Source organism: Polaromonas sp. UC242_47 (assembly GCF_044452385.1).
Classification (GTDB): domain Bacteria; phylum Pseudomonadota; class Gammaproteobacteria; order Burkholderiales; family Burkholderiaceae_C; genus Polaromonas.
The window spans coordinates 2,693,717-2,716,711 of sequence record NZ_JBIOAO010000001.1; the positions used below are offsets into that span (position 1 = coordinate 2,693,717).

At 63.0% G+C, this 22,995-nt stretch carries 19 protein-coding genes and 2 pseudogenes; 13 read left to right on the top strand and 8 right to left on the bottom strand.

Annotation, left to right across the window (positions count from 1 at the left end):
- Positions 1-9 precede the first annotated feature (9 nt).
- The 6 genes and pseudogenes from ssuC to ACHMXK_RS13155 form a co-directional block, all read right to left on the bottom strand.
- Entirely contained in the window at positions 10-903 is an 894-nt protein-coding gene (gene ssuC, locus ACHMXK_RS13130) for an aliphatic sulfonate ABC transporter permease SsuC (RefSeq protein WP_397440993.1), read from the bottom strand.
- A 15-nt stretch (positions 904-918) separates the two neighbouring features.
- Complete coding sequence (gene ssuD / locus ACHMXK_RS13135; protein WP_397440995.1) at positions 919-2,082, bottom strand: FMNH2-dependent alkanesulfonate monooxygenase; 1,164 nt, start codon at positions 2,080-2,082, stop codon at positions 919-921.
- Positions 2,083-2,094: 12 nt separating this feature from the next.
- Positions 2,095-3,129, bottom strand: coding sequence for a sulfonate ABC transporter substrate-binding protein (locus ACHMXK_RS13140; protein WP_397440997.1), 1,035 nt, complete (start codon positions 3,127-3,129; stop codon positions 2,095-2,097).
- Between the two features lie 29 nt (positions 3,130-3,158).
- Positions 3,159-4,184, bottom strand: coding sequence for a sulfonate ABC transporter substrate-binding protein (locus ACHMXK_RS13145; RefSeq protein ID WP_397440998.1), 1,026 nt, complete (start codon positions 4,182-4,184; stop codon positions 3,159-3,161).
- Positions 4,185-4,301: 117 nt separating this feature from the next.
- A pseudogene (gene ssuE / locus ACHMXK_RS13150) lies at positions 4,302-4,899 on the bottom strand (NADPH-dependent FMN reductase).
- A gap of 48 nt (positions 4,900-4,947) precedes the next feature.
- Positions 4,948-5,976, bottom strand: coding sequence for a sulfate ABC transporter substrate-binding protein (locus ACHMXK_RS13155; RefSeq protein ID WP_397441000.1), 1,029 nt, complete (start codon positions 5,974-5,976; stop codon positions 4,948-4,950).
- A gap of 146 nt (positions 5,977-6,122) precedes the next feature.
- On the opposite strand from ACHMXK_RS13155, the gene ACHMXK_RS13160 reads away from it, so the two are divergent.
- On the top strand, positions 6,123-6,398 hold the full coding sequence (locus tag ACHMXK_RS13160) for an oxidative damage protection protein (protein ID WP_397441001.1): 276 nt from the start codon (positions 6,123-6,125) through the stop codon (positions 6,396-6,398).
- A 137-nt stretch (positions 6,399-6,535) separates the two neighbouring features.
- Positions 6,536-8,419 carry an FAD-dependent 5-carboxymethylaminomethyl-2-thiouridine(34) oxidoreductase MnmC gene (gene mnmC / locus ACHMXK_RS13165; protein ID WP_397441003.1) on the top strand — a complete coding sequence of 628 codons (1,884 nt, stop codon included), beginning with the start codon at positions 6,536-6,538 and terminating at the stop codon, positions 8,417-8,419.
- 40 nt (positions 8,420-8,459) lie between these two features.
- Here the strand turns inward: mnmC and ACHMXK_RS13170 are convergent, their stop codons facing one another.
- The gene (locus ACHMXK_RS13170) at positions 8,460-9,242 is read right to left on the bottom strand and encodes a response regulator (RefSeq protein ID WP_397441005.1); all 783 of its coding nucleotides are present in this window, start codon (positions 9,240-9,242) and stop codon (positions 8,460-8,462) included.
- A 195-nt stretch (positions 9,243-9,437) separates the two neighbouring features.
- On the opposite strand from ACHMXK_RS13170, the gene ACHMXK_RS13175 reads away from it, so the two are divergent.
- From ACHMXK_RS13175 to ACHMXK_RS13210, 8 genes and pseudogenes are all read left to right on the top strand, one after another.
- Entirely contained in the window at positions 9,438-10,229 is a 792-nt protein-coding gene (locus ACHMXK_RS13175) for a sulfite exporter TauE/SafE family protein (RefSeq protein ID WP_397441007.1), read from the top strand.
- A gap of 24 nt (positions 10,230-10,253) precedes the next feature.
- Positions 10,254-12,080 (top strand): nitrite/sulfite reductase, encoded by a 1,827-nt coding sequence (locus ACHMXK_RS13180; protein WP_397441009.1) that lies wholly within the window; start codon positions 10,254-10,256, stop codon positions 12,078-12,080.
- 9 nt (positions 12,081-12,089) lie between these two features.
- Positions 12,090-12,488 (top strand): DUF934 domain-containing protein, encoded by a 399-nt coding sequence (locus tag ACHMXK_RS13185; RefSeq protein WP_397441011.1) that lies wholly within the window; start codon positions 12,090-12,092, stop codon positions 12,486-12,488.
- A 5-nt stretch (positions 12,489-12,493) separates the two neighbouring features.
- Positions 12,494-13,114 carry a phosphoadenosine phosphosulfate reductase family protein gene (locus ACHMXK_RS13190; protein ID WP_397441013.1) on the top strand — a complete coding sequence of 207 codons (621 nt, stop codon included), beginning with the start codon at positions 12,494-12,496 and terminating at the stop codon, positions 13,112-13,114.
- 43 nt (positions 13,115-13,157) lie between these two features.
- Positions 13,158-14,114 carry a sulfate adenylyltransferase subunit CysD gene (gene cysD / locus ACHMXK_RS13195; protein WP_397441015.1) on the top strand — a complete coding sequence of 319 codons (957 nt, stop codon included), beginning with the start codon at positions 13,158-13,160 and terminating at the stop codon, positions 14,112-14,114.
- The gene (locus ACHMXK_RS13200; protein WP_397441017.1) at positions 14,114-15,436 is read left to right on the top strand and encodes a sulfate adenylyltransferase subunit 1; all 1,323 of its coding nucleotides are present in this window, start codon (positions 14,114-14,116) and stop codon (positions 15,434-15,436) included. The genes cysD and ACHMXK_RS13200 overlap by 1 nt, the downstream gene beginning before the upstream one ends.
- 110 nt (positions 15,437-15,546) lie before the next feature.
- Complete coding sequence (gene fdxA, locus ACHMXK_RS13205) at positions 15,547-15,876, top strand: ferredoxin FdxA (RefSeq protein WP_397441019.1); 330 nt, start codon at positions 15,547-15,549, stop codon at positions 15,874-15,876.
- A 116-nt stretch (positions 15,877-15,992) separates the two neighbouring features.
- A pseudogene (locus tag ACHMXK_RS13210) lies at positions 15,993-17,043 on the top strand (NAD(P)/FAD-dependent oxidoreductase).
- 20 nt (positions 17,044-17,063) lie between these two features.
- On the opposite strand, the gene ACHMXK_RS13215 reads toward ACHMXK_RS13210, so the two are convergent.
- A complete protein-coding gene (locus ACHMXK_RS13215; RefSeq protein ID WP_397441021.1) occupies positions 17,064-19,625 on the bottom strand; it encodes a DEAD/DEAH box helicase in 2,562 nt (853 codons plus the stop codon).
- A gap of 426 nt (positions 19,626-20,051) precedes the next feature.
- On the opposite strand from ACHMXK_RS13215, the gene ACHMXK_RS13220 reads away from it, so the two are divergent.
- The 3 genes from ACHMXK_RS13220 to ACHMXK_RS13230 are packed head-to-tail and all read left to right on the top strand — an operon-like array spanning position 20,052 to position 22,988.
- On the top strand, positions 20,052-20,777 hold the full coding sequence (locus ACHMXK_RS13220) for a FadR/GntR family transcriptional regulator (RefSeq protein ID WP_397441023.1): 726 nt from the start codon (positions 20,052-20,054) through the stop codon (positions 20,775-20,777).
- A 55-nt stretch (positions 20,778-20,832) separates the two neighbouring features.
- Entirely contained in the window at positions 20,833-21,825 is a 993-nt protein-coding gene (locus ACHMXK_RS13225) for an NAD(P)-dependent oxidoreductase (RefSeq protein WP_397441025.1), read from the top strand.
- Positions 21,822-22,988 (top strand): mandelate racemase/muconate lactonizing enzyme family protein, encoded by a 1,167-nt coding sequence (locus ACHMXK_RS13230; protein WP_397441027.1) that lies wholly within the window; start codon positions 21,822-21,824, stop codon positions 22,986-22,988. The genes ACHMXK_RS13225 and ACHMXK_RS13230 overlap by 4 nt, the downstream gene beginning before the upstream one ends.
- Positions 22,989-22,995 lie beyond the last annotated feature (7 nt).

The window sequence follows — 22,995 nt, forward strand, 5'->3', positions numbered from 1 at the left end:
GGGTGCTCCTCAGGCCTTGGCTGTCTGGTAACCGGGATGCCAGCGCAGCCAGCCGCGCTCCAGTGCGCGGGCCAGCAGATCGGCGATCTTGCCCAGCGCGGCGTACAAAAGAATGCCGACCAGCACCACATCGGTCTGCAAAAACTCCCGGGCGTTCATGGTCATGTAACCAATGCCGGCCTGGGCTGAAATGGTTTCGGCCACGATCAGGATCACCCACATCAGGCCCAGCGAAAACCGCAGACCCACCAGGATGGACGGCAAGGCGCCGGGCAATATCACCTCGCGGTAAAGCTGGGCACGCGACAGCCCATAGGTGCGAGCCATCTCAATCAGGCCGGGGTCCACATTGCGTATGCCGTGAAAGGTGTTGATGTAGATCGGAAAAAACACCGACACCGCAATCAGGAAAATTTTGGCCGTCTCATCAATGCCAAACCACAGGATGACCAGCGGAATCAGCGCCAGCGCCGGGATGTTGCGCACCATCTGGATGGTCGAGTCCAGCAGGGTTTCAAAAAACCGCACCGACCCGGTCAGCAGGCCCAGCAACAGCCCCAGGCTGCCGCCTATCGCCAGCCCCGCTAGCGCTCGACCGGCGCTGACTTTCACATGGGTCCACAACTCGCCGGACAAGGCCAGCGCCCAGGCGGCCTTGATCACCTCCAGTGGTGCGGGCAAGACGCGGGTCGAAAGCCAGCCCTGCGCCGAAGCCAGCTGCCACAGCGTGATCAGGCCCACCGGCACCAGCCAGGGCAAGAGGCGTTGCCCCACATCTCGCAGAAAAGCAGATAGTTGCGGCCCGCTCAGGACCGCGCCCAATGGTAAAAAACCCAGCCCAGGCGCATCGACCGTATCGGGCACCGGGGTGACCTGGATTTCACGTGGATAAGAAGTTGTCATCAATACTCCTGGGGCTCAGCTTTGCGACACCCGCGGCAGATAGTCGTTGGCCACGACCTCGCCAAAAGGTCCGTTCAGGCCTTGCCCTGACAAGCTGTCACGCAACTTGCGCGGCAGCAGCGGGAACACCAGTTCGGCAAAACGGTAGGCCTCTTCCAGGTGCGGATAACCCGAGAACACAAAGGTGTCCAGCCCCAGTCCAGCGTATTCCTCGATCCGTGCGGCCACGGTTTTCGCATCCCCCACCAGCGCCGTGCCGGCGCCGCCACGCACCAGGCCCACACCGGCCCAGAGGTTGGGGCTGATCTCCAGGTCGGCCCGGCTTCGCTTCTTGCCTCCTGCATGCAAAGCCGCCATGCGGCGCTGGCCTTCCGAGTCCATGCGTGAAAACGCGGCCTGGGCGCGAATCACCGTGTCGTCGTCGAGCCGGCTGATCAGGCTTTCGGCGGCACGCCAGGCTTCGTCCTCGGTCTCGCGCACGATCACGTGCAGGCGTATGCCGAACTTGACGGTCCGGCCGTTTTTGGCGGCGCGCTCCCGTACATCGGCCACTTTTTTCGCCACTTCCGCGGGCGGCTCGCCCCAGGTCAAATATGTATCGACCTGCTCGGCCGCCAGCTCGTGGGCGGCCGGCGAAGAGCCACCAAAATACACCGGTGGATAAGGCTTTTGCACCGGCGGATACAGCAGCTTGGCACCTTTGACGCTCAGATGTTGGCCTTGGTAATCCAAGCTTTCACCGTCATGGCTGCGCGCCAGAATGTCGCGCCAGATCCGGATGAATTCGGCCGACTGCTCATAACGCTGGGCGTGGTCGAGGTAAACACCGTCGCCTTCCAGTTCGGCCTGGTCGCCGCCGGTGACCAGGTTGATCAACAGCCGTCCGCCCGAGAGCCGGTCAAAGGTGGCAGCCATACGTGCCGCCAGGCTGGGCTGGTGCAATCCAGGCCGCACCGCGACCAGGAACTTGAGCTTCTTCGTCACCGGCAGCAGGCTGGCGGCCACCACCCAGGGATCTTCGCAGGAACGGCCGGTCGGGATCAGCACGCCTTCATAACCGAGGGTGTCGGCCGCCACGGCGACCTGCTTCAGATAGTCATGGCTGACCTCGCGCGCGCCCTCGCCCGTGCCCAGGTAACGGCTGTCGCCATGGGTAGGAATGAACCAGAAAACTTGCATGAGATGTGTTCCTTATTTGCGGTCGAGTTGGGCTAGGCGGGCGGCCTCGGGCCGCCAGACGATGTCGGCCACCTTGATGGGTTTGGGAATGAGTCCGAGTTTCAAAAAGGCATCGGCCACGCGTTGTTGATCAGCCACCGTGGCGGCACTCAGCGGCGACACCGGCGACTTGGGCCGGCGCTGAATAAAGAGGCTCACCACACCGGCGTCCAGGCCGCTGAAGCTGGAAATCAGCTTGATGGTGTCCTTGCGCTGGGTCTGTGCATACAGGTCGGCACGCGAGAGTTCGTCCAGCAGCACCCCCAAGGCCTGGCTGTGTTGCGTCGCAAAAACGCCCGCCGCCAGGTAAAACGAGTTGTTGCTGGACAAATCGCGGCCGGTCGCCAAAGCGCGTGGTTTGATGGCCAACTCGATGGCGGCGTAAAACGGGTCCCAGATGGCCCAAGCGTCCACACTTTTGCGCTCAAACGCGGCGCGTGCATCGGCGGGCGGCAGATAAATCGGTTGGATGTCGCTCCACAACAGGCCGGCTTTTTCCACCGCTCGCACCAGCAGGTAATGCGCGCTCGAGCCTTTTTGCAAGGCGATCTTGCGGCCCTTGAGGTCGGCCAGGGTTTTGAGCGGCGAACCATTCAGCACCAGGATTGCCGAGCTGTCCGGTTTGGGCGGCTCCGCCCCCACATACAGCAAGTCCTTGCCGGCCGCTTGTGCAAACACCGGTGGCGAGTCCCCGGTCAGGCCAAACTCCAGGCTGCCGACCGACAAGGCCTCCAGCAACTGCGGGCCAGCCGGAAACTCGGCCCACTGGATACGGGTGTTGGGGAAACGTTTCTCCAGCACACCCTGCTGCTTGAGAATGACCAGGTTCACGGCGGACTTCTGGTAACCGATGCGCAACTGTTCAGGGGCTTTTTCCGCTTTGGAACTGGCCGGCTGGGCCGTCACGTTGCCGCTCAGGCCCCAGCCGGCGGCGGTGGTGCCCATGATTTGCAGAAAGCGGCGGCGCAAAAAACCGGCGCCTGAGGAAGAGGAGTCGAAAGGAGTCATGGGGATGTGGTCCTGAAAATGTTTTGCAGTTAAAACGCGGGTTTCCAGGCGGCATCACGCACGGCGATGAGCTTGGGGATCAGCTTGAGTTCAAAAAAGGTGTCGGCGATTTTTTGCTGCTCGGCGATCACGCTGTCGGACACCGGCTGGACCTTGAATTCATAACGCCGCAAGCTCAACTCGGTCACGTCCACCGGCAAGCCTTGCAAAGGGGCAATCAACTCGGCGGCCTGCTTCACATTGGCTTTGAGCCACCGGCCCTGCTCGACCGAGTCTTCAAACCAGGCGGCAATCAGCTTGGGGTGTTTGTCCACAAAACCGCGTTCGCCCAGGTAGTACTGGTAGTTGTTGGCCACCCCCGTGCCGTCGGCCAGCACACGGGCGCCAATGGCTTTTTCAGCTGCGGCGGTGAACGGGTCCCAGATCACCCAGGCGTCGACGTTTTTGCTTTCAAACGCGGCGCGGGCATCGGCCGGCGCCAGGTAAACGGTTTGCACGTCGCTGAGTTTCAGGCCGTTTTTCTCCAGCAGCTTGACCAGCAGGTAATGCACATTGCTGCCCTTGTTCAGCGCGATTTTTTTGCCCTTGAGTTCGACCACGGTTTTGATGACCGAGTCTTTCGGCACCACCAGCGCTTCGGCCTGCGGCGCCGCCGGGTCATGCCCGATGTAGACAAAACGGGCCCCTGCGGCCTGCGCAAAAATGGGCGGCGCCTCGCCGACATACCCCACATCCACCGAGCCCACATTCAGGCCTTCCAGCAATTGCGGGCCCGCCGGAAACTCCACCCATTTGACGCTGGCGCTCAGCGGTGCCAGGCGTTTTTCCAGCGTGCCCTTGGCTTTTTGCAACACAAACAGGCTGGCGCCTTTCTGGTACCCAATGCGCAGCTCGGTCGCGGGCTTGCCTTGCGCCCTGGCCACGGGCAGCAGCAACAGGCTGAGCAGCAAGGCCAGGCCCACCAGCCCCAGCGCGACCAGCGCCAGGTTTTGTAGCGGGTTGAATCGGCGCCACAAGGGCGTCGGTTTTGGAAAATTCGCGGAAAAAAATGTCATGAAAGTCCTCGTAACGTTGGCGCAGGCAAAGCAGTCCCCTGCCGCCTGCGCAGGCGGTTGATCAATTCGTCAAGCTGGGAGTTATGGCAGGCCGTCAGGCAGCCTGCGGAGCAAGCGTCAAACGCTACATCGGACCCTGGAAAAATGCACGGGCTCGAAGCCGGTGGTGGCCGGCGACTGGAAGCTTTCCAGCATCAGCGTGGCGATGGCATCGTCAAGCCGCGTTGAAATATCGGGCCCAGGCGCATAAGCGCCGCCGGCCGATGGGGGGTACCTGCGTATCGGTGGCGTACACACCCGGCAGGATGTGGCGTGCCGACAGCGACTGCAACACGGGCCGCAAGGCGTAGTCCAGCGCCAGCATGTGGTGCGGGCTGCCGCCTGTGGCCAGCGGCAGCAGCGTTTTTCCTTTCAGCGCGGTTTGCGGCAGCAGGTCCAGGAAAACCTTGAGCACACCGCTGTAAGCGGCCTTGTACACCGGTGTGGCCACGACGATCACTGCGGCCCTGGCCACCTGGTCAATGGCCCGGATCACGGCGGGGTGGGTCCAGTCGGCCAGCAGCAAGGCGGCGGCCGGCAGTTCACGGATGGGCAGGCGATCCACCGCCTGGCCCTGCTGGGCCAGCCGCTGGCCGACCCAGTCGAGCAGCCCGGAGGAGCGCGAGTACTCCGACGGACTGCCGGCGATAAGCAACACGGAAGGCTGCACGGACATGGCTGTTTTTCTTTCTTCAGTGGAAATAAAGGCGGGAGCAGGTACGGCTTATTTCCTGACGTAAATCTGGTCAAAGCTGCCACCATCGGCAAAATGCTCCTTGTCCGCCTTGGCCCAGCCGCCAAAGGCCTGGTCGATGGTGAACAGGTTGAGCTTGGGAAATTGTTTGGCGTATTTGGCAATTGCCTTTTGCGACACGGCCGGGCGATAGAAGTTTTTGCCGGCAATGTCCTGGCCTTCTTCCGAATACAGGTACTTCAGGTATTCCTCGGCCACGGCGCGTGTGCCCTTTTTGTCGACGTTTTTATCGACCACGGCCACGGCCGGCTCGGCCAGGATGCTGATGGACGGCGCGATCACGTCGAACTTGGCGCCGAACTCTTTTTCGAGCAGGTAGGCCTCGTTTTCCCAGGCGATCAACACGTCGCCCTGGGCACGCTGGGCAAAGGTGATGGTCGAGCCCCGCGCACCGGTGTCCAGGACTGGCACATTGCCGTAGAGCTTGGCGACAAACTCCTTGGCCTTGGCGTCGCTGCCGTATTTGCGTTTGGCGAACTCCCAGGCCGCCAGGTAGTTCCAGCGCGCGCCACCCGAGGTTTTGGGATTGGGCGTGATCACGCTGATGCCGGGTTTGATCAGGTCGTCCCAGTCCTTGATGCCTTTGGGGTTGCCCTGGCGCACGGCCAGCACAATCGTCGAGGTGTAAGGCGAGGCGTTGTGCGGCAAGCGTTTTTGCCAGTCGGCCGCCAGCCAGCCGCCGTTTTTCACCAGCGCATCGGTGTCTCCGGCCAGAGCCAGCGTGGCGACATCGGCGTCCAGGCCGTCAATGATGGAGCGCGCCTGTTTGCCCGAGCCGCCGTGGGATTGTTTGATGGTCACGTCCTGGCCGGCGATCGCCTTCCAGTGTTTGGCAAACGCGGCGTTGTATTCCACATAGAGTTCGCGGGTCGGATCGTAAGACACATTGAGCAAGCTCACGGGCGCTTTCTGGGCCAAGGCGGCACCCGCCGACCCTGCCAGCGCCACGGCTAATGCCAGGCGGGTGGAAACATTCATAAAATGGCGGCGAGTAGTCATATCTGCTTTCTGGGTCCAGCTGCATTTGCATGCGATTTAAAGAAGAAACTGGATTCTGGAAGCATTGATTCAAAACTGGAACGAATAAAAATTCAGTTCTTAATACCCATAACATCTATAAATACTTCTTCACGAAAGAATCTCATATGGCACGCACTGTTCATTGCATCAAACTGGGTCGGGACGCTGAAGGCCTGGACTTTCCGCCCTACCCCGGCCCCCTCGGCAAACGCCTCTGGGAAGAAGTCAGCAAGGAAGCTTGGGCGGAATGGATGAAGCAGCAAACCATGCTGGTCAACGAAAACCGCCTGAACCTGGCCGATGCCAGGGCCCGCCAATACCTGGCGCGGCAGATGGAAAAACACTTCTTCGGTGATGGCGCCGATGCCGTGCAGGGTTACATCCCACCGACGCAACCTTAAGCCCCCACGCTTGTCGCTTCGCGTACTGCGCTGCCCCCCTAGGGGGCCGTTGCGCCTGCGGCCCGGCAAAGCCGGTTCCGCGGCCCCGGCTTGTATGAAGACCTCTTTCCTCGCTCATTGCCGTATTTCTGACCAACATGTCTGAAGTGATCGAATGGCTGGCGGACGGCACGCCCTACAGCCCGCGCTTCGGCGACCGTTATCGCAGTGAACTCGGCGGCCTGGCGCAATCGCGTGAAGTGTTTTTGCGCGGCTGCGGCTTGCCTGCGGCTTGGGCGGGTCAAGCGCAGTGGCGCATCCTGGAAACCGGCTTCGGCCTGGGCCTGAACTTTCTGGTCACCTGGCAGGCCTGGAAGGCCGATCCGCAGCGCCCGCGCCTGTTGCATTTTGTCGCGACCGAAGCCCATCCGGCCAGCGCCGCCGACGTGTTGCGCGCCGCGATGGCGCATCCGAAACTGCTGCCGTTGGCCGAGCAATTGCAGGCTCAATGCTGGGGTTTGTTGCCGGGCGTGCATAGGCTGGTGTTTGAGGAAGGCCGGGTGCTCTTGAGCCTGTGTATTGGCGACACCAAAGCCGTGTTGCGTGAGCAGGTGTTTGAAGCCGACACGGTTTACCTGGACGGCTTCAGTCCGTCCAAAAACCCCGGCATCTGGGACCTCCACACCCTCAAGTCAGTCGCGCGTTGCTGCCGCCGCGGCACACGTATCGCGAGCTGGACCGTGGCACGCGCCGTGCTGGACGGCCTGACCCAGTGCGGTTTTGTCGTCACAAAAACACCTGGCCTGCCGCCCAAACGTGACAACCTGCAAGGCGAATTTAATCCGCGCTGGGAGCCACGCAAGGCCAAACCTGCCATGACAGTCACACCCTCGACTTGTGTGGTGATAGGCGGCGGCCTGGCCGGCGCGGCCACGGCCGCCAGTCTGGCCCGGCGCGGCTGGCGGGTCGAGGTGCTGGACAGCCAAACGACGCCGGCCGGTGGCGCGTCGGGTTTGCCGGCCGGCTTGCTGGTGCCACATATTTCCCCCGATGACAGCCTACTCTCACGTCTGTCACGCTGCGGTGTGCGTGCCACCTGGCAGCAGGCGGCGACGCTGCTGCAGGACGGCCGCGACTGGCAAGCCTCCGGTGTGCTGGAACGGCGCCTGGACGGCAGCGCCGGCCTGCCCGCAGACTGGCCGGCGGCCGGCCGCGACTGGAGCGAAGCGGCCGGATCCACGCAACTGGCCGGTGCCGGGCTCACCACCGCGGATGGGACGGCCTGCTGGCACCACCGCGCAGGCTGGATCAAACCCGCGCGTTTGGTCCAGGCCTTGTTGGCGCAGCCTGGCATCCACTGGCGTGGTGCCAGCCAGGCCGCACGTTTGCAGCGCGACGTGGCAACAGGCGTCTGGCAGGTCTTTGATGCAGAGGGCTTGTGCCTGGCGCAGGCCGACCTGGTGGTCCTGGCGGCGGGTTACGCCAGCCGCCTGCTGGTGGACGTTGGTCTGCCTTTGCAGGCGATTCGCGGGCAGGTGTCCTGGGGGCTACGGCCTGCGAATGAGACAATGGCTGTCGGGGCCTTTCCTTCGTTCCCGGTCAATGGTCACGGCAGCTTCATCCCTGCCGTGCCGACCGACGAAGGCCTGGCCTGGCTGGCCGGCGCCAACTTCGAGCGTGACCAAGACCACACACGTATCCAACCACAAGACCAGCAAAGCAATTTTGAACGCCTGCAGACCTTGCTGCCGACCACGGCAGCCCACCTGGCCACAGCGTTTAGCAACGGCGCGGCGCAGGCCTGGGCCGGAGTACGTTGCGCCTCGCCGGACCGGCTGCCGCTGGTCGGGCCTGTGGATGCGGCTGCGCAGCCAGGGCTGTGGGTCAACACCGCCATGGGTTCACGTGGTTTGACCTTTGCCGTCTTGTGTGGCGAATTGCTGGCCACCAGGCTGCACGGTGAACCCTTGCCGCTGGAACAACGCCTGGCGCAGGCGCTGGCGGCGCAGCGCTTTTCCCCGGTCGCAGCCCAACACTCATAGTCTTTTAGGCCTCCAGCCCTTATGGAACGGGCACAAGCAGCTATAGATTTTGCAGCAACTCTTTAAGTTGGCCGGGGTGCAAAGGTTTCTTCAAGGCCACCTTGGCACCGCAAAACCAGGCGCGCACGCCCTGGTGCCAGGCCAGCTCCGAACCTGTGACAAACAGATGCGGCACGACCGGTCTGCTGGCTTCCACCGCCTTGATCAGTTGCCAGCTGTCCATGTCGGCCAGGCCCAGATCGACGGTGACCAGGTGATAAGGCTGCTCATACAACAAGGCCAGCGCCTCGGCCCCGCTGGCCGCTTCATCCACGTCATACAGGCCGGCGGCCGCCAGCTTGGCGCGCCAGTACAGGCGTTCGTCGCGCCCGGCATCCACCACCAGCACCCGCCGCTGGGGGACGGCCGGCTCCAGCTCCTGTGGCGCGGTATCGTCCGCTTCGTCGAAATGCACCTCCAGGTCCTCCGCATGCACCAGGTCCAGATCAAGCGACAAGCCATGCGAAGTCAGCGGCGCAAATTCCTCGTCCAGGATTTCGATCAGGGCTGACCATTTGACCGGGGCGGGAAACACCCGCCACACCTGCCCGGGCGCATCATCGCCGACCCAGACCAGCTTGAGTTCATCGTGCTCGGGATTGGCCAGTGCCAGCGCCGCCTCCCAGCTGTCACCTTCGATCAGCAGCACGTCCGGCGCGTCCGTGGTCTCTGGCGTCCAGGCGGAATACACCGTCTCGCGCGATTCGGACAGGCGAAACACCGTGTCCAGCGCATGGCGCTCGGTCTCACTGAACCCGTAGTATTTGACGAATATTCGTTTCACGATCCGGCTGTCTCCGTGCTTGTTATTTGCCGTGGATTATGCGGGGCGCGTGTGGCGCTTTTTCCTCGGGGTTTGCCCACACCCCCTCAAAACACGGCGAACCCGCATGCAGCCTAGTGAATAAGCTTATTCGCATAAGCGCACAACAAATTTGTAGTTTGTTTTTATAAGCGCGGCTTCTACAGTTTGCGGCTTATGCATGATTTTGCTTTTGTATTTGCCGGATTTGCGGTGGGCCTGGTGGTTGGCCTGACCGGGGTGGGCGGCGGCTCGCTGATGACGCCGCTGCTGATCTTCTTTTTCGGCATCAAGCCCCATCTGGCCATAGGCACCGACCTGCTGTTTGCCGCCTTCACCAAGATGGGCGGCACGGTCAGCCTGGCGCGCGCCCGCGTGGTGGACTGGAAAATTGTCGGCCAAACCGCGGCGGGCAGCATCCCGGCCTCGCTGGCCACCTTGTATGCGCTGCAGCAACTCGGTCCGGCTAGCCCGGCCGCCCATGCGGTGATGACCACCACCCTGGGCGTGGCCCTGCTGCTGACGGCCACGGCCACCTTGTACAAAGCCATTTACGGCAAAGCCGCGCCACGCGCCATTGCCGCCGCCGACCTGGCCGCCGCCACCCAGGCCCGCCACTGGGCTCTGCCCATGCTGTTTGGCGCGGTGATTGGTTGCCTGGTCACGCTCACATCGGTGGGCGCAGGCGCGATTGGTGTCATCGTGCTGATGCTGCTTTACCCGGCCCTGCCGCTGCCGCGTATTGTGGCCGCCGACATTGCCCACGCCGTGCCGCTGACCCTGGTTGCCGGTTTGGGCCACGCCTCCATCGGCTCCGTCGATTGGGTTTTGCTGGCCAAGTTGCTGGCCGGCTCCCTGCCCGGCATCTGGCTGGGCTCGCGCCTGGTCACCCGCACCCCCGACCGCTGGATACGTTCCCTGCTTTCCCTGCTGCTGGCGTATGCCGGCCTCAAGTTAATCGCCATCTGAATCCATTTTTGATCTCTGACAGCCATGTACCAATACACAGAATTTGACCGCGAATTTGTCAAGGCCCGCGCCGCCCAGTACCGCGACCAGCTGACACGCTGGCAGGCCGGCCAGTTGCCGGAAGACGAATTCCGCCCCCTGCGCCTGCAAAACGGCTGGTATGTTCAGCGTTATGCACCCATGTTGCGTGTGGCCGTGCCTTATGGCGAACTGTCCACAGCACAAGTGCGTGTGCTGGCCAAAATTGCGCGCGACTACGACCAGCCTAACGCTGCCTTGTTCAAGGAAGCCCAGGCCAAGCAGGACCAGCTCGGCCCCGTCAAGCTGAAAAACGGCCTGTCCGTCAGCTCCAAGCTGACGACTGGCTACGCCCACTTCACCACGCGTCAGAACATCCAGTACAACTGGATTCCGCTGGACAAATCGGCCGAGGTGATGGACTTGCTGGCCAGTGTCAGCATGCACGGCATCCAGACCAGCGGCAATTGCATACGCAACATCACCAGCGACGAACGCGCCGGCATTGCGGTGGACGAAATTGCCGATCCGCGGCCTTTCGGCGAAATCCTGCGCCAGTGGAGCACGCTGCATCCGGAGTTTGCCTTCCTGCCACGCAAGTTCAAGATCGCCATCAGCGGCGCCCGCGAAGACCGCGCCGCCACCGCCTGGCACGACGTGGGCCTGCACCTGATTCGTAATGCCGAAGGGGAACTCGGCTTCAAGGTCCAGGTTGGCGGCGGCATGGGCCGCACGCCGGTGATTGGCACCGTGATCCGCGAGTTCCTGCCCTGGCACCAGATCATGAATTTCATCGAGGCCATCGTGCGGGTCTACAACCGCTACGGCCGCCGCGACAACATCTACAAGGCGCGTATCAAAATCCTGGTGAAGGCCGAAGGCCAGCGCTACATCGACGACGTCGAGGCCGAGTACCAACAGATTCTGGAACACGACGGTGGACCGCACACCATCACCCAGGCCGAACTGGACCGGGTCACGGCCTCCTTCGTTCCGCCCACGCTCAACTGCGACCGCAAAAGTGCCGATGCCAAGATCGCCAACATCCTGCGCGCCGCCGCCGAAGACGACATCGAGTTTGGCCGCTGGCTCAAACAAAACGTGGCGCCACACCGCAACCCGGATCTGCGTGCCGTGACCCTGTCTTTCAAGCGCCTGGGCCAAGCCCCGGGTGATGCCACGGCCGACCAGCTGGACACCGCCGCCGACCTGGCGGATCGTTTCAGCGCTGGCGAAGTCCGCGTCACCCACGACCAGAACCTGCTCTTGCCCTGGGTGCGTTGCGACGAGTTGCCCGAACTCTGGCGCGCCGCGCGCAAGGCCGGTTTTGCCAAGCCCAACATCCGCCTGCTGACCGACATGATTGCCTGCCCCGGCGGCGATTTCTGCTCGCTGGCCAATGCCCGCTCCATCCCGATAGCCGAAGCGATTACCGAGCGTTACCAGGACATGGACGAGTTGCATGACCTGGGCGAGATCGATTTACACATCAGCGGCTGCATCAACTCCTGCGGCCACCACCACAGCGGCCACATCGGCATCCTGGGCGTGGACAAGGACGGCCTCGAGTGGTACCAGGTCTCGCTGGGCGGCTCCGACGGCTCCACGCTGAGTGGTGCGCCCGTGCCCGGCAAGGTGGTGGGCCCCTCGTTCTCGGCCGCCGAAGTGCCCGAGGTTATCGAAGCCGTGCTGGACACCTACCGCAGCGAGCGCCAGGCCGGCGAAACCTTTATTGCGACACTGCGCCGCATCGGCATAGACCCTTTCAAGGATGCAGCCAAGGGCGCACGCTTTCCCACTCCTGCCACTGCCGCCGCCGCCGAAGCCGTCTGAGGAAAACCCATGAAATTACTGCCTTTTACCGACGCGACCACGCCAACCGAAGACCCCGGCGTTCTGGTGCTGGCCAACGACGCGGACCCGTTCCAAGCCCCGCTGGACGGCATCCGGCGCATCGACCTGTTTTTCCCAAAATTCACCGACGGCCGCGCCTTCAGCCAGGCTTTTCTGCTGCGCCGCCGCCGCGAGTTCCAGGGTGAAATCCGCGCCACCGGCGACGTGCTGGTGGACCAGTTGGCCCAGATGGAGCGCAGCGGTTTTGATACCGCCGTGCTGCGTGCCGACCAGGACCTGGCCGTTGCCCAACGTGTGCTGAGCAGCTACCCCGGCTACGGCGTCGGCAAATACCAGGGCGATGCGGTAGACGTGCAACCCCACTTCAAGGAGGCGGCGACCGCCTGAACACCATGAACCTCGACCTTGCAAAGATCAACGCAGAACTCGGCCACAACGCGCAGGGCCTGGTGGGCTGGGCCGTGGGACTGGGCCGACCCGCCATCGTCACCACCAATTTCCGCCCCTTTGAGGCGGTGATACTGCACATGGTGACGCGCGCCAATCCCCGCGTTCCCGTGGTCTGGATGGACAACGGCTACAACACCGAGGCCACCTATCGCTTCGCCGACGAAGTGACCAGGCTGCTCACGCTGGACCTGCATATTTACCTGCCGCGCCGCTCCCGTGCGCATCGCGAGGCCGTGGAAGGCCCGACCCCGGCGCTGGACGATCCACGCCATGCGGCCTTCACTGAAGAAGTGAAACTCGAGCCATTTGCCCGCGCCCTGCGTGAAACCGCGCCCCAGGTCTGGTTCACGGCCTTGCGTGCCACCGACACCGCGGTCCGCGCCCATATGGACCCGGTCAGCGTCAATCCCGATGGCCTGATCAAGGTCGCGCCGCTCCTGCACTGGTCGTCCAAGGACCTTTACCAGTACTGTGAAATCAACGGCCTGCCCAACAACTTCGACTATGTAGACCCGACCAAGGGCGAAGACAACCGCGAATGCGGCTTGCACCTTGCGCACTGACGGCCCCTTCTCCATGCCTCCCCATGCTCCACCACGCTGACCTATGAACGCCCGCACACCATCCCACCTGCTGCCAGCCGACCCGGCTATCTCCATCGCGCGGCTGTCCAACGCCCACCTCGACGCGCTCGAGGAGGAAACGATTTTCATCCTGCGTGAAGTGGCGGCTGCCTTCGAGCGCCCGACCCTGCTGTTTTCGGGCGGCAAGGACTCGCTGGTCATGCTCAAATGCGCCGAAAAAGCCTTTGGCGTGGGCCGTATTCCTTATCCGCTCTTGATGATAGACACCGGCCACAACTTCCACGAAGTGACCGATTTCCGCGACCTGCGCGCCAAGGAATTGGGCGCCGAGCTGATTGTGCGCAATGTCGAAGACTCCATGAAACGCGGCACCGTGCGGCTGGCGCATCCCGGCGAGTCGCGCAATGTGCACCAGTCAGTGACCTTGCTGGAGGCGATTGAAGAGTTTCGTTTTGATGCGCTGATAGGCGGCGCACGCCGCGACGAGGAAAAAGCCCGCGCCAAGGAGCGCATTTTTTCGCACCGCGACAGCTTCGGCCAGTGGCAGCCCAAGGCCCAGCGGCCCGAACTCTGGACCCTGTTCAACACCCGGCTGCAGCCCGGCGAACACTTTCGCGTGTTCCCGATCAGCAACTGGACCGAACTCGACGTCTGGCAATACATCGAACGCGAGCAGATCGCCCTGCCTTCGCTCTACTACGCACACCAGCGCAAGGTGGTGGAGCGCAAGGGCCTGCTGGTGCCCGTGACCGAACTCACACCGGCACGCGAGGGTGAACAGGTGATTGAAAAAACCGTGCGCTTCCGTACCGTGGGCGACATCACCTGCACCTGTCCGGTGGACAGCCCGGCCGCCACGGCGGCCGAAATCGTGATCGAAACACTGGCCGCCGACGTGAGCGAACGCGGCGCCACACGCATGGACGACAAAACATCCGATGCCTCCATGGAAAAACGCAAGAAAGACGGGTACTTCTGATGAGCACGACAAACGCTATTGATTCGATAGCTGGTAGCGCACAAGCAGCGGGGGCTGCAGGCCAAAATGACTTAAAGTCTGCGCTCAAGTTCATCACCTGCGGCTCGGTCGACGACGGCAAAAGCACCTTGATCGGCCGCCTGCTGGTGGACAGCCGTGCGGTGCTGCAAGACCACCTGGCCGGCGTGCAACGCGGCGGCGAGACCGACCTGGCCTTGCTGACCGACGGCCTCTCGGCTGAACGCGAACAAGGCATCACCATCGATGTGGCCTACCGTTATTTCAATACCGAAAGCCGCAAGTTCATCATTGGGGATGCGCCCGGCCATGAGCAATACACCCGCAACATGGTCACGGCCGCCTCCAGCGCCGATGCGGCCGTGGTGCTGGTCGATGCCACCAAGCTGGACTGGAACAACCCGGCCATGGAACTGCTGCCGCAGACCCGCCGCCATTCGTTGCTGGTCAACCTGCTGCGGGTTCCCTCCATCGTCTTCGCCGTGAACAAGCTGGACGCCGTGGAAGACGCCACGCTGGCCTTCAACAACATCAGTGCGGCGCTCCAGGCTTTCGCCCAGGCCGCAAAAATCCCGGTCAAGGCCACGGTGCCGGTGTCGGCGCTCAAGGGTTACAACGTGGTCGATGCCAAACCGGGTTGGTGCGGTTATGAAGGTTTGTCGTTGCTTGAACTGCTGGAGCACCTGCCGGCCACCCCCGCGGAAACCACCGAGGCGTTTGCCTTCCCGGTGCAGTGGGTGGAAAAATTTTCATCGTCGGCCGACACCTCACAAGGCCGCCGCGTGTTCTGGGGCCGTGTCGCCACTGGCGGTGTACAGCCAGGCCAGACCGTGACCGTGTTGCCCAGCGGGCAAACCGCCGTGGTGGCCCAGGTGCTGGACCATACCCGCCAGCCCAAGTCCATTCTGGCCGGCCACAGCGCGGGTATTGTGCTGGACCGCGAAGTCGACGTCTCGCGCGGCGACTGGCTGCTGGCCGAGGGCAGCTTTACCCCCTCGCGTGAACTGTCGGCCACCATCGCCTGGATGGACGACGAACCGCTGGTTGCGGGGCGCGTCTACTGGGCGCTGCAAGGCCACCGCTGGGTCAAGGCCAAGGTCAAACGCATCGTCCACAAGCTGGATGTCAACACCCTCGCCGAGGAAGACGCCAGCGAACTGCCGCCCAATGCGATTGGCCATGTGGAGCTGAGTTTGCAGGAAGCGCTGGCCACCCTGCCCTATGCGCGTTCACGCATCCTGGGCTCGCTGGTGCTGGTGGACACGGCCTCGCACAAGACCTCTGCCGCCGCGCTGATCCAGTGACGGCCAGCCGCCCCCTTTTAAAGCCATTTTTGAAACAGGCCATCCCTGTTTAACCCCAACCTGCGAAACCTCTTAAAATCAAGGGTTTCCACCGATTAGCTTAGAACAACATGACTCACATCGTCTCCGAATCGTGCATCCGCTGCAAATACACCGACTGTGTGGATGTCTGCCCCGTGGATTGCTTCCGCGAAGGCCCGAACATGCTGGTGATCGATCCGGACGAATGTATTGACTGCGCCGTCTGTATTCCCGAATGTCCGGTCAACGCGATTTATGCCGAGGAAGATGTGCCGGCCGATCAAATCGCGTTTATCAAGCTCAATGTTGAATTGAGCCAGGCGGCGGGCTGGAAAAGCATCACCAAGCGCAAGGATGCCTTGCCCGATGCCGAAGAGTGGAAAGACAAGACAGGCAAGCTGTCAGAGCTGGTAAGGTAACACCCCCGTCGGATGCTCACTTCGTGTAGCACCTTCCCCCCTTGCAGGGGGCGACGCCTGCGGCCTGGCATAGCCAGTTCCGCGACGTCCGCTGGCAGGGACGGTCCACTTCGCATATGCAACCGGGCTGTGACATGATTCAAACTGATGCGCTTGTTATAGGCGCGGGGCCAGTCGGCCTGTTCCAGGTTTTCCAGCTCGGGCTGCTGGAGATCAAGGCCCAAGTCGTGGACTCCCTGCCCCACCCCGGTGGCCAGTGTATGGAGCTGTACCCCGACAAACCAATTTACGACATTCCCGGTGTGCTGCGTTACACGGGCCGTGAACTGGTCGCCAACCTGCTCAAGCAGATTGAACCCTTCGCCCCCCGCGTTTCACCTGGGCCAGGAAGTCCGTGTGCTGGAGCAGCGTGCCGACGGCCGGTTTTTTGTGGAGACCTCCAAAGGCAGCCAGTTCCTGACCAAAACCATCATCGTGGCGGCAGGTGTGGGCGCCTTCCAGCCCAAGCTGCTGAAGATAGACGGCCTGGACAAATTTAATGACAGCCAGCTGTTTTACCGCGTTGACCATCCCGACCACTTTGCCGGCAAGAAGCTGCTCATCGTGGGCGGTGACGACGCGGCGCTGGACTGGGCATGCCGGTTCGCGACCGAAGGCAACACCGAAAGCGTGACGCTGCTGCATCGCCGCGACGTCTTCCAGGCCGCGCCCGAAGCCATCGCCAAAGTCAAGGCGCTGTGTGATGCGGGCAAGATGCACTTCGAGGTTGGCCAGGTCACGGGTTACGACGAGAAGGACGGCAAGTTGGTTGCCGCCCAGGTGACGGACGTGGACGGCCAGACACACCCGCTGCCGCTGGATGCGCTGCTGGTCTTGCTCGGCCTGTCGCCCAAGCTCGGGCCGGTGGCGCACTGGGGCCTGGACATGGAGCGCAAGCAGTTGCTGGTGGATACCGAGCAGTTTTCAACCAGCATCCCGGGCATCTTCGCCGTCGGTGACATCAACACCTACCCGGGCAAGAAAAAACTGATCCTCAGCGGCTTCCATGAAAGCACACTGGCCGCTTTTGGCGCGGCAGCGCTGGTCTTCCCGGACAAAAAAATCATGTTGCAGTACACCACCACCAGCCCGCGCCTGCACCAGTTGTTGGGTGTGGCCGGCACATAAGCCGGCAACACAAGCCCTGCTTAACCCGGTGGGCTTGAAGCGGCCACCTCCAGCGGCGCCAGCAAGGCCTGCAGGTCTTCCGGGTTGAATTTAAGGACCGTGGCACTGTCGCTGCCCAGCACACCTTCGGCTAAGGCAGCCTTGCGGGCCTGCAGCTCCAGCATGCGTTCTTCAATGCTGCCCTCCACCACCAGCTTGTAGACAAACACCGGCTGGTCCTGCCCGATACGGTGGGCGCGAGCCGTGGCCTGTTCCTCCACGGCCGGGTTCCACCAGGGGTCCACATGAATCACCGTGTCCGCCGCCGTCAGGTTAAGGCCGACGCCACCGGCTTTCAGGCTGACCAGCAGGATGGGCACGGTCTTGTCCTGGAAGCGGCGCACCACCTCGCCGCGCTTTTTCGGCGGCGTGTCACCCGTCAGTGACAGCCAGGGAAGCTGCAGCGCCTGCAGCTCGGTTTCGATCATTGCCAGCATGCCGGTGAACTGCGAAAACACCAGCACGCGCCGGCCCTCGGCAAGCAACTCGGGGAGCATGCCGCCCAGCAGCTCCAGCTTGGCCCGACCCATGGCGCGCGAAGGTTTCACGCCCCGCAGCAGGTAGGGGTCACAGCACACCTGGCGCAGCTTGAGCAGCGCGTCCAGGATGGTGATCTGGGCACCGGCAAAACTGTTGCGTTTCAAGACACGGCGCACCTGCTCGTCGGCCGCCACACGCACACTTTCATACAGCTCGCGCTGATGGCCCTGCAATTGCACCCGCTTGATCACTTCAGTCAAGGGCGGCAACTCCGTGGCCACGTCTTCCTTGCGCCGACGCAGGATAAAAGGACGCACACGCTGCGCCAGCAACTGGGCCTTCAGCGTTTCGCCATTTGTTTCAATCGGCTTGCGCCACAAGCGCGCAAAACTGCGCGCATCGCCCAGAAAGCCGGGCATCAAAAAATCGAACTGCGCCCAGAGTTCACCCAGGTGGTTTTCCAGCGGTGTGCCCGTCAGGCACAGGCGATGATGCGCTTGCAGGCGGCGAAGCGCGCGGGCGCTACGCCCGGCTGCATTCTTGACCCATTGCGCCTCGTCCAGGATGAGCAAATGAAACGGCTGGCGCGCCAGCACATCGACATCACGCCAGAGCAGCGGGTAGGTGGTCAGCACGACGTCATGCTCAGGCATGGCCTGAAATACTTCTGCACGATCCGGCCCCTGCAACACCAGCAGGCGCAAACCCGGCGCCATACGTCTGGCCTCGGCCTGCCAGTTGAACACCAATGAGGTAGGCACGACCACCAGAGACGGCAGCGTCATCCGGCCCGCCTGTTTTTCGGTCAGCAGGTGCGCCAGCGCCTGCGCTGTTTTACCCAGGCCCATGTCGTCGGCCAGAATGCCGCCCAGCTGGTGGGTACGCAGGTATTGCAACCAGGCCAGGCCCTGCAACTGGTAGGGCCGCAGCGTCACGCCCAGGCCTGCCGGCGCGTCCACGACCTGCGGCCCGCCGCGTCCCTGCAGCCGCAGCGCCAGCTCACGCAAACCGGCGTCGCCCCTGAACTGCCAGGCACTCTCCAGACCCGCACGGGCCACACCCGCGTCCAGCATGTCCAGCCGCCAGGCGTCCCACGCCGACAGGCGCAAGGGGCCTTCGGCACGCCGGGGATCGGTCAGCAAATCCAGCATGCTGCCCACAATGGTCTTGAGCAGGGCAGCCGGAACGGCGATCCGTTTGCCGCCCGGCGCGCGCAAGGTAATCACCGATTTATCGTCGATGTCCCTCACCTGCCGGGCATTCAGCCAGCGGCTGTCGCGGCGCAACAGGTCGGCCATCATGGGTGCGAGGTCCAGCGTCTGGCCGTCAACCTCCACACCCAAGGTGAGCAGCCAGGAGCCTTCGCGCGGCGCCAGGCCCAGGGCCTGCACCACGGGTGGTCGGCCGTGCATGGGCGCGGCCACCTCCTTGCCCAGCACTTCGCCGGTGTCGGGGCTGATCAGCAGGCGCCAGGCGTCCACCGGCACGCTTTCATGGGCAAAACCGGGCCGTACCACGACGGCCCAACCCTCAGCCTGCAGAGCGGGCAACTGATCCGCCCAGAAATCCGCAAAAGATTCCTCCTGCAGCAGCGACCAAAAGACGCCATGGCCCGCCGCCGCTTCATCGCTTCGCCACTGCAGGGCGTCCGGCGGCACCGGATGCAGGCCCAGCGTCCACAAGCCATCCATGGCCTCGGCTTCGGCGTAGATGTCACGCTGCAAAGTTACGACGCGGCCCCGGCTGTCGACCAGACTTTGCACAGGTGCGGCGCGGCTGTTGAGCACCGTCACCGGCGCCGGGCATTCCCAGTGCAGACCGCCGTCCATGGCATAGGTCCAGTCCACCAGCACCACCGTGACCTGCTCGCCGCGCGGTCCGAACGGCCCGTTGGGTTTCATGCCCAACAAACCATCGCCGCGTGTCAGCGTCTGCAAGGTCAGGCGTGGACGAAAACGGGCGGCAACAAGCGGCACGGCACTCACGAGGGGACACGCCTTGGCTCGTGCCGGAAATGGCAGGCAGGTACAGGGGAACAAACACGCATGGCGCTGATTGTCCATGGGGCCTGCCTGAACCCTGCGTGTGTTTGTTCGCTACCCCATTCCGACGTCATGCCTTCGCTACATTTTTAATAGCTGACTGCGCTTATCCTGATTGGGCTAGAGCATGATTTCATGCCTAAAAAGGCCGAAAAAGCACCCCTTGAGGCCAGAAATTGTGATTTTTATAAGCAAAAAAGGCCTGTAGCCCAGTCAGGATGAGCGCAGAGAGCTATCAATTAAGTAGCACCCTGACTTCAGCTGCACTGGCACCCGCGCCAAAAGTGCATTCGCCCGAATCTGGCGTCACCGGTATTCGATTGAAAAAACCTCTGTGCCACCCAGCCCGCTTTTGAGTGGGCTTTTTTCATTCCAAGGGTAATCCCGGGTTTTCCTGAAAAGCAGAGTTGGCAACAATCTGGTTCAACCAATTTGGTTAAACCAATTATGACCACAGCCCTAGACAGCACCCAAGTCCTCTCCCGCATCCTGCCCTTCATCCGTGAGCGGGGTTATGCCGCGGGTGACCGCATTCCCTCGGAGCGCGAACTGGCCGAACGTTTCAAAATCAGCCGCGGCATCCTGCGGGAAGCGCTGTCGGCGCTGGAAGCCATGCGTGTGATCCAGCGCAAACCGCAGTCCGGCATTTACCTGCGCGACATCGCCACAGAAGCTTCGGTCGACATGCTGGTGCTGGAATCCGACCTCGGCATGCCGGTGTCGGCCGCAGACGTGAAAGACCTGAACGAATTCCGCTCCATGCTGGAAGTCCAGTCGGTGGGCCTGGCCTGCAGCCGCCGCACCGACGCCGACCTGGCCCGAATCGACGCGGTGCTGACAATCTCCAGAGAACGCCACGCAGCCGGCCAATCCATCAGCGATCAGGACGCGCTGTTTCACATGGCTTTGTGCGCAGCCAGCGGCAACAAGCTGATCCAGCGCGCAGCCAACTCCTTCTGGCTGGCCTCCAAAGCGCGGCGCGCCCAGTATTTCAGCGATCCGGCCAACGGCCTGCGCTCCATCCAACAACACACGGCCTTGCGGGATGCGGTCGAGGCTGGTGATTCGTCGCGGGCACTCGCCGTGTTGGGCGATCACCTGGGCAATGTGGAGCGCTACTGGATGTTGCATGTCGGCCCGGCCGACAAGGCCAGTCCGCCGACGACGGCCTGACGCTCTTTCCTTCCCCGTCCCTTTCTCTCTTTTTTTCACGACTGCGTTACCTGCCGTGCCCCTGCCCCGCGTCCTGCTCACCAATCCCATCCACCCCGAAGTTGCCCGCCAACTGGCCGTGCACTTCGACCTGCACCTTGCCAGCGCAACGGATGCGGCAACGCTTCAACGCGCCGCGTCGGATGCCAGTTTCATCGTGGTGCGCTCGCCGCTGCCCGACGATCTTTTTGCAAACGCACCAAGGCTGCGTGGTGTGGTGCGGCACGGGGCCGGACTGGACATGATCCCGGTCCATGCCGCCAGCCGCCACGGCGTGGCCGTTGCCAACGTGCCGGCCGTCAATGCCCGCAGCGTGGCCGAATACGCCGTGGCGCAAATGCTCAACCTGGCGCGCCACCTGACACTGATCAACACCACACTGCGTACCACCTCCTGGGCCGCAGCCCGTCAACTGGCCGACGGTGCCAGCGACCTGCAGGGCAAAACGGTCGCGATTGTGGGCATGGGTGCGATTGGTCAGGCACTCGCCCGCATCTGCGCCCTGGGCTTCGGCATGCGTGTGCTGGGCATACGGCGCAGTCCGGCGCCAGACACCGAACTGCTGCATTACGTTACCCTGACGCAAGCCCTGCCTCAGGCCGACTACCTGGTGCTGGCCTGCCCGCTGAGCGACAGCACACGCGGGCTGATAGGCGCCGCCGAACTGGCCAGCATGAAGCCAGGCGCACGCCTGATCAACGTCGCACGCGGCCCGGTTGTCGATGACGCCGCACTCGTGGCGGCCTTGCGCAGCGGTGCGCTGGCCGGTGCCGCGCTCGATGTGTTCAGCACCCAGCCCTTGCCCGCCTCGTCCCCGCTGCTGGGTCTGCCCCATGTGCTGCTGTCCCCGCACTTGGCCGGCATCACCCAGGAAAGCATGCGCCGCATGAGTGAAGGTGTCGCCAGCCAGTTGCTGGAGATGCAAGACGGCCGCCTGCCCCACCATTTCGTCAACCCCGAAGCGCAAGAGGCCATCCTCGCGCGCTGGTCCAACCTGCCCCAATCATGAAAATCAAAAGCATCAACGCCCGCTGGCTACACGTCCCCATCCCTTACGAAAAACAACATGTTTCCGATTTCGGCCGCGTCGCCTCCTTCGACTCCGTGCTGGTTCGTATCGAAACCGACTGTGGCCTGGTTGGCTGGGGCGAAGCCAAGGAAGAGGTTGGCAGCGAGGCCAACAGCCACGGCCTGGTGGCGCTGATCAACCAAAAGTTCGGCCCCGCACTGATCGGCGAAGACCCGCGCGACATCAACCGCCTCTGGGAGCTGATGTACAACGGCTGCCGCGGCCACTACGCACTGGCGCATGGCCACGTGTTCCCCATCATGGGCCGACGCGGTGTTTCGATCTCGGCCATCAGCGGCATCGACCTCGCCCTCTGGGACTTGCTGGGCAAACACCTCAACGCTCCAGTGTGGCGCCTGCTCGGTGGCCGCAAGGCCGAGCGTATGCCGGCCTACGCCTCGGGCGGCTGGGCCGATGCCGAACACATTGGCGAACAACTGCTGGGTTATGTGGCACGCGGCGGCTTCAAGGCCGTGAAGATGCGTGTCGGCGTGATCGACGGCGACCCGATCAATTCGGCACGCCGTGTCATCGCCGCGCGCAAAGCCTTGGGCCCGGACATCGGCCTGGCCTGCGACGCCCATGGCACTTACACCGTGGCGGAAGCCAAACGTTTCTGCCGCCTGGTGGAAGACTGCAACCTCTTGTGGTTCGAGGAGCCGGTGACGGCCGACGACAAACGCGGCATGGCCGAGGTACGTGCCGCCACGGCCATCCCGATCGCGGCCGGCGAAAGCGAGTTCAACCGTTTTGACTTCCGTGACCTGGCGGAACTGCGTGCGGCCGATGTCTTCCAGCCCGACCTGGCGATCTGCGGCGGGATTTCCGAAGCCATGCGTATAGGCGCCATCGCTTCGGCCTGGAACCTCAAGCTGGCACCGCATCTGTGGACAGGGGCCCTGGCCTTTGCCGCCGGCATGCATGTGGCCGCCGCGTCACCGGCTGGCTGGTTGCTGGAGTATTCCGTGGGTGCCAACCCGCTGCTACAAGACCTGGCCGAAGAGCAATTCGAAGTCAAGGACGGTCTGGTTGAAATTCCCGACCGGCCCGGTCTGGGCATCACGATTCGCCAGGACTTCGTCGACCGCTACACCGTGGCCTGAAGCGCCA